The organism is Ramlibacter sp. (assembly GCF_013697775.1).
Classification (GTDB): domain Bacteria; phylum Pseudomonadota; class Gammaproteobacteria; order Burkholderiales; family Burkholderiaceae_C; genus Ramlibacter.
In genome coordinates, this window is sequence record NZ_JACCWG010000338.1 from 1 (window position 1) to 7,417 (window position 7,417).

Annotated in this window: 6 protein-coding genes; all 6 read left to right on the forward strand. The window is 70.0% G+C overall.

All coding sequences use genetic code 11. From position 1 onward, the window contains the following. Positions 1-1,824: feruloyl-CoA synthase (locus H0U68_RS17040; protein WP_296357726.1), on the forward strand; the 1,824-nt coding region annotated here is incomplete at its 5' end. After that, positions 1,821-2,585 (forward strand): SDR family NAD(P)-dependent oxidoreductase, encoded by a 765-nt coding sequence (locus H0U68_RS17045; RefSeq protein ID WP_296357728.1) that lies wholly within the window; start codon positions 1,821-1,823, stop codon positions 2,583-2,585. The genes H0U68_RS17040 and H0U68_RS17045, both read left to right, overlap by 4 nt. A 72-nt stretch (positions 2,586-2,657) precedes the next feature. Then, the gene (locus H0U68_RS17050; protein ID WP_296357730.1) at positions 2,658-3,791 is read left to right on the forward strand and encodes an ABC transporter substrate-binding protein; all 1,134 of its coding nucleotides are present in this window, start codon (positions 2,658-2,660) and stop codon (positions 3,789-3,791) included. 19 nt (positions 3,792-3,810) lie between these two features. Next, entirely contained in the window at positions 3,811-4,848 is a 1,038-nt protein-coding gene (locus H0U68_RS17055) for a branched-chain amino acid ABC transporter permease (RefSeq protein WP_296357732.1), read from the forward strand. After that, on the forward strand, positions 4,848-6,617 hold the full coding sequence (locus H0U68_RS17060) for a branched-chain amino acid ABC transporter ATP-binding protein/permease (protein WP_296357734.1): 1,770 nt from the start codon (positions 4,848-4,850) through the stop codon (positions 6,615-6,617). The genes H0U68_RS17055 and H0U68_RS17060 overlap by 1 nt, the downstream gene beginning before the upstream one ends. Continuing rightward, a complete protein-coding gene (locus H0U68_RS17065) occupies positions 6,617-7,369 on the forward strand; it encodes an ABC transporter ATP-binding protein (protein WP_296357736.1) in 753 nt (250 codons plus the stop codon). The genes H0U68_RS17060 and H0U68_RS17065 overlap by 1 nt, the downstream gene beginning before the upstream one ends. Positions 7,370-7,417: the final 48 nt, after the last annotated feature.

The window sequence follows — 7,417 nt, forward strand, 5'->3', positions numbered from 1 at the left end:
GACCGGCTGCTGCACTGGGCCGCCGCCGCGCCGGACCGCACCTTCATCGCGCGGCGCGAGCGCAACGCCGACGGCAGCACCGGCGACTGGCGGCGCATCTCCTACGCCGAAGCATTGGACAGCGCGCGGCGCATCGGCACGGCGCTGCTGGCGCGCGGGCTGAGCGCCGAGCGGCCGGTCGCCATCCTGAGCGAGAACGGGCTGGAGCACGCGCTGCTGGCGCTCGGCTGCCTGGTGGCCGGCATCCCGCACTGCTCGGTGTCGCCGGCCTATTCCATCGTCAGCCAGGACTTCGCCAAGCTGCGCCACGTGCTGGAGACGCTGACGCCCGGAATGGTGTTCGCGGCGGATGGCGCGCGGTATGCGAAGGCGATCGCAGCGGCCGTTCCGGCGGATGTGGAGGTGGTGGTTGGTGAACTCCCCCCAGCCGTTCGGCCTGAGCCTGTCGAAGGCCCAGCAAGCACTTCGACAAGCTCAGTGCGAACGGATGGGGTACCAGCGAAAGCGGGGGCGCACACGGTCACGCCGTTCTCCGCCCTGCTCGCCACCGAAGCCACTCCCGCCGTCGACGCGGCGATGCAGTCCATCACGCCCGACACCATCACCAAATTTCTCTTCACTTCGGGCTCCACCAAGCTGCCCAAGGCGGTCGTCAACACGCACCGCATGTGGTGCGCCAACCAGCAGCAGATGCGCCAGTCGATGCCGGTGCTGGCCGAGGAGCCGCCGGTGCTGGTGGACTGGCTGCCGTGGAACCACACCTTCGGCGGGAACCACAACGTCGGGCTCACGCTGTACAACGGCGGCAGCCTCTACATCGACGACGGCAAGCCGGTGCCGGCGCTGATCGGCGAAACCCTGCGCAACCTGCGCGAGGTCGCGCCCACCATCTACTTCAACGTGCCCACCGGCTTCGAGGCCATCGCCCATGCGATGAAGGACGACGCCGTGCTGCGGCGCAACCTGCTGTCGCGCGTGCGCATGTTCTTCTATTCCGGCGCGGCGCTGGCGCAGCCGCTGTGGGACCTGCTGCACGCCATCCAGGAAGCCGAGGTCGGCGAGCGCATCGTGATGGGCACCGGCCTGGGCATGACCGAGTCCTCGCCCTTTGCCGTGTTCGTCACCAGCGCCGACGTGCAGTCCGGCCACCTGGGCCTGCCCACGCCCGGCATGGAACTGAAGCTGGTGCCCTCCGACGGCAAGACCGAAGTGCGCTACAGGGGTCCGAACGTCACGCCCGGCTACTGGCGCGCGCCCGAAGCCACGGCCGAGGCCTTCGACGATGAAGGGTTCTTTCGCACCGGCGACGCGGTGCGCTGGATCGACGACGCCGACCCGCACCGCGGCCTGCGCTTCGACGGCCGCATCGCGGAAGACTTCAAGCTCGCCACCGGCACCTTCGTCAGCGTCGGGCCGCTGCGCGCCAAGATCATCGCGGCCGGCGCGCCCTACGTGCAGGACGCTGTCATCACCGGCCTGAACCGCAACGAGGTCGGCGCGCTGGTGTTCACCACGCCCGCCGTGCGGCAACTGGCCGGCGCCGCGGCCGATACGCCGCTGCAAACGGTGCTGGAGCACCCCGCGGTGCAGGCGCATTTCCAGAAGGTGCTGAACGGCCTGGCCGCGTCGGCCACGGGCAGCGCCAACCGCGTCGCGCGGCTGCACCTGCTGCACGCGCCGCCCTCCATCGACAAGGGCGAGATCACCGACAAGGGCTCGATCAACCAGCGCGCGGTGCTGCAGCACCGCGACGCGCTGGTGGAGGCGCTGCACGCCGGCACCTTGCCGCTCACCCTGCAACCCACGCGAAGCGACACACCATGAACATCGAAGGACACGCGGCGCTGGTCACCGGCGGCGGCTCGGGCCTGGGCGAAGCCACGGCGCGCGAACTGGCGCGCCTGGGCGCCAAGGTGGCCGTGCTGGACGTCAACGAAACGGCGGCACAGGCGGTGGCCGCATCGATTGGCGGCATCGCCTGCCGCTGCGACATCACCGACGCCGCAAGCGCCACCGCGGCCATCGCCCAGGCCGCCGCCGCGCATGGCCCGGCGCGCATCCTGATGAACGTGGCCGGCATCGGCGCGGCCAAGCGGGTGGTGCAGAAAGACGGCAGCGCCGCGCCGCTGGAAGACTTCGCCCGTGTGATCAACGTCAACCTGGTCGGCAGCTACAACATGGCGCGCCTGTTCGCCGCCGAATGCGCCAGGCTCGCGCCGCTGGAAGACGGCGAGCGCGGCGTGATGCTGTTCACCGCCTCGGTCGCCGCGTTCGACGGCCAGGTGGGCCAGCAGGCCTACAGCGCGTCCAAGGGCGGGCTGGTGGCCATGACGCTGCCGATGGCGCGCGACCTGGCGCAGCACGGCATCCGCGTGTGCACCGTGGCGCCGGGCCTGTTCGCCACGCCGCTGCTCCAGCAGCTGCCCGAGGCGGTACAGCAGAGCCTGGCCGCGTCCATTCCTTTTCCGGCACGCCTGGGCAAACCCGAAGAGTTCGCACAGCTGGCTTGCCATATCGTCACGAACGGCCACCTAAACGGCGAGGTGATCCGTTTGGACGGCGCGCTGCGCATGGCGCCGCGCTGAGCCTGCGCCCCACAGACAACGATAAAAACGCGCTTTTTCCTCTCTCTTTCCCCGATTCCAGGAGACAACACCATGACATTCCGCAAGACCGTGCTGGCCGTGGCCGCGCTGCTCGCCTCCGCCGGCGCCCTGGCCGACATCAACGTCGGCGTCGTGCTGTCGCTCACCGGCCCCGGCTCCGGCCTGGGCATCCCGATGCAAAAGCAGCTGGCGCTGTTTCCCAAGGAAATCGGCGGCGAGAAGGTCAACCTGATCCTGCTGGACGACGCCAGCGACCCGGGCAAGGGCGTGAGCAACCTGCGCCGCCTGCTGACCGAAGACAAGGTCGACATCATCCTGGGCTCCTGCCTGACGCCGGTGGCCGCCGCCATGGCCCCGGTGGCCGCGGAGAACAAGACGGTGCAGCTGGCCGGCTCGCCGGTGGGCGTGCCGCCCGGCCAGGACCAGTGGCTGTTCCGCCTGCCGCAGGGCAACGAGGTGATGGCCCACGCGATGGTCGGCCACATGAAGAAGCTGGGCGTCAAGACCATCGGCTTCCTCGGCTACACCGACGCCTACGGCGAGCAGTGGCTCAAAGCACTGACGCCCGAAGCCGAGAAGAACGGCATGAAGGTGGTGGCGGTGGAGCGGTTCGCCCGCACCGACACCAGCGTGACGCCGCAGGCACTGAAGCTCACCTCCGCGAACCCCGATGCGATGGTGGTTGTGGCCTCCGGCTCCGGCGCGGCCATGCCCGAGAAGGCCATCGTCGAGCGCGGCTTCAAAGGCAAGATCTACCAGACCCACGCCGCGGCCACGCCCGACCTGGTGCGCATCGGCGGCAAGGACGTGGAAGGCACCTACGTGGTGTCCGGCCCGGCGGTGGTGGCCGAGCAGCTGCCCGACAGCCACCCCTCCAAGAAGGCCGCCATCGACTTCGTGACGAAGTTCGAGAAGGCCAACGGCGCCGGTTCGCGCAACCAGTTCGCCGGCCATGCCTACGACTTCCAGGTGGTGATGGAGAAGATCGTGCCGGTCGCGCTCAAGAAGGCCAAGCCCGGCACGCCCGAATTCCGCGCCGCGCTGCGCGACGCGCTGGAAGGCATGGGCCGCACGGTGTTCGCCCACGGCATGATGAACTGGACCAAGGACGACCACTGGGGCTACACCAACGAAACCGGCGTGATGCTGAAGGTGGCCGACGGCAAGTTCGTGGTCGAGAAGTAAACGCGGGAAGCAAGCGCAATTGGACCTCTCGATCGCCGGCATCCTGGCCCTGGACGGGCTGACCAACGGTGCCGTGTACGCGCTGCTCGCGCTGGCCACGGTGCTGCTGTTCGCGGTCACGCGCGTGATCTTCATCCCGCAAGGCGAGTTCGTCGCCTTCGGGGCGCTCACGCTCGCGCTGTTCCAGACCGGCAAGGTGCCCGGCACCGTGTGGTTCCTGCTGGCGCTGGCCGTGCTGGCGGCGCTGGCCGACGTGGTGGAAGGCTGGCGCCAGCGCCTGCCGCCCGCGCGCGTGGTGCTGCGCGTGGTGCGCACGCTGGCCTGGCCGGTGGTCGCGTCGGCCGTCGCATGGTGGGCGGCGCCCAAGGGCTTTCCGCTGGTGGTGCAGGCGCTGCTCACGCTGGCGCTGGTCACGCCGTTCGGCGGGCTGATCTACCGGCTGGCCTATGAATCGCTGGCCGATGCCTCGGTGCTGGTGCTGCTGATCGTCTCGGTGGGCGTGCACTTCGCGCTGGTCGGACTGGGCCTGTACTTCTTCGGCGCCGAGGGCTTTCGCAACCCGAGCTTCTGGGACCAGCGCTTTTCCGCCGGCACGCTCGCCGTCACCGGCCAGACGCTGATCATCTTCATGGCGTCCTTCGCGCTGATCGTCATGCTGTGGCTGTTCTTCGAGCGCACGCTCACCGGCAAGGCGCTGCGCGCCACCGCCGTCAACCGCGTCGGCGCGCGCCTGATGGGCATCTCCTCCAGCGGCGCCGGCCGGCTCGCCTTCACCATGGCGGCGTTCATCGGCGCGCTGTCGGGCCTGCTGATCGGCCCGACCACCACGGTGTTCTACGACAGTGGCTTCCTGATCGGCCTGAAGGGCTTTGTCGCAGCGGTATTCGCCGGGCTGGCCAGCTATCCGCTGGCGCTGGCGGGCGCTTTAGGCGTCGGCCTGCTGGAGAGCTTCGGCTCGTTCTGGGCCAGCTCGTTCAAGGAAGTGATCGTGTTCTCCTCCATCCTGCCGGTGCTGCTGTGGCGGTCGCTGCGCGACCCGCATTCGGAGGAGCACTGATGAACGCGGCGCGGCGCTTCGCCTTCCCGCTGTTCGCGCTGCTGATGCTCGCGCTGCCCGCCTTGCCGGTGCCGGACTTCTGGATCACGCAGAGCAACTACATCGGCCTGTACGCGCTGGTGGCGCTCGGCCTGGTGCTGCTCACCGGCGTGGCCAACCTCACCTCGTTCGGCCAGGCCGCCTTCGTGGGCATCGGCGCGTACACCACGGCCTTCCTCACGGTGAAGCTGGCGGCCTCGCCCTGGCTCGCGCTGCTGCTGGGCGTGGGCCTCGCCATCTGCGCGGCGCTGGTGCTGGGCGCGGTCACGCTGCGCATGTCGGGCCACTACCTGCCGCTGGCCACCATCGCCTGGGGCCTGGCGCTGAACTACACCATGGCCAACATGGACTGGCTGGGCAAGTACGACGGCCTGCTGGGCGTGCCCACCCTGCACGTGTTCGGCACCGACCTGGGCACCGGCCGCGGGCTGCACGTGCTGATCTGGGCCATTGCGCTGCTGGCCGCGCTGGGCTGCACGCACCTTCTCGATTCGCGCCCGGGCCGCGCCATCCGCGCGCTGAAAAGCGGCACCACCATGGCCGAGGCCATGGGCATCTCCACCTTCCGCTACAAGCTGCTGGTGTTCGTGCTGGCCGCCGTGCTGGCGGCCGTCTCGGGCTGGCTGTTCGCGCATTTCCAGCGCACGGTGAACCCGACGCCGTTCGCGCTCGGCAAGGGCATCGAGTACCTGTTCATGGCGGTGCTGGGCGGCATCGGCCAGGTGTGGGGCGCATTCCTCGGCGCCGCCGTGGTGAAGCTGACCGAGGACCAACTGCAAGTGCTGCTGCCGCGGCTCATCGGCGCCAGCGGCAACTTCGAGGCCATCGTGTTCGGCGTCGTGCTGGTGGTGGTGCTGAAGTACGCGCCCGACGGCCTGTGGAGCTTCATCTCCGCGCGGCTGCCGCGCCCGCGGCGCGTGCGCGATTGGGACGGCGCGCCCGCCCTGCCCGCGCGCGACAAGCCTGCGCAGGGCGAGCCGCTGCTGCGGGTGGAGGCGGTGCGCAAGGAGTTCGGCGGGCTGGTCGCCGTCAACGACGTGAGTTTCGCCATCGACAGCGGCGACATCGTCGGCCTGATCGGGCCGAACGGCGCGGGCAAGTCCACCACCTTCAACCTGGTCACCGGCGTGCTGCCGCTCACCGCAGGGCAGGTGCGCTGGCGCGGCCAGAGCATCGGCGGCATGGCGTCGCGCCGCATCGCGCGGCACGGCATCTCGCGCACCTTCCAGCACGTGAAGATGGTGGCCGACATGACGGTGCTGGAAAACGTGGCGCTGGGCGGCTACATGCGCAGCGCCAGCGGCGCCATCCGCGCCATGCTGCGGCTGGACCGCGCCGAGGAGAAACGGCTGTTCGCCGAGGCCGAGCGCCAGCTCGCGCGGGTGGGGCTGTCCGAGTACATGCATGAACTCGCCGGCAACCTGGCGCTGGGGCCGCAGCGGCTGATGGAGATCGCCCGCGCGCTGTGCACCGACCCCGCGCTGCTGCTGCTGGACGAGCCCGCGGCCGGCCTGCGCTACAAGGAAAAGCAGGCGCTGGCCGAGGTGCTGCGCCAGCTGAAGGGCGAAGGCATGAGCCTGCTGCTGGTGGAGCACGACATGGAATTCGTGATGGGCCTGGCCGACCGCATCGTGGTGATGGAGTTCGGCACCAAGCTGATGGAAGGCACGCCGGCCCAGGCGCAAGCCAGCCCCGCGGTGCGCGCCGCCTACCTGGGAACGGAGCACTGATGGCCGCGCCGCCCCTTCCACCGCTGCTGCAGGTGAAAGGCCTGCACGCCGGCTACGGTCGCGCCGAGGTGCTGGCCGGGCTGGACTTCGGCGTGGAGGCCGGCAAGGTGGCCACCATCATCGGGCCCAACGGCGCGGGCAAGTCCACCACGCTGAACGCGCTGATCGGCCTGCTGCCGTTTCGCGGCCAGGTGCTGTTCGACGGCACCGACCTGGCCGGCACCACGCTGGAAGACCGCGTGATGCTGGGCCTGGCGCTGGTGCCGGAAAAGCGCGAGCTGTTCGCCACCATGCCGGTGGAAGACAACCTGGTGCTGGGCGGCTGGCGCGCGCGCAAGCTGCGCATGCCCAACTGGCGCAACGAGCTGGAGCGCGTGTACGAATTGTTCCCGCGCCTGAAGGAGCGCCGCGCGCAGCTGGCCGGCACGCTGTCGGGCGGCGAGCGCCAGATGCTGGCGGTGGGCCGCGCGCTGATGGGTCAGCCCAAGCTGCTGATGCTGGACGAGCCCAGCCTGGGCCTGGCGCCGCTGGTGGTGCGCGAGATCTTCCGCATCATCGAGAGATTGCGCGACCAGGGCGTGTCCATCCTGCTGGTGGAGCAGAACGCGCGTGCGGCGCTGGAGGTGGCCGACCATGGCTACGTGCTGGAAACCGGCGAGATCGCGCTGCAGGGCCCGGCGCGCGAACTGGCCGGCGACACCCGCGTGATCGACACCTACCTGGGCGCGAATCGCGCACCCGCCGCGACCTGATGGCGCCGCCCAATCCATCCGCTTCCCGCTCCGCGGCCGCCGCCGCGC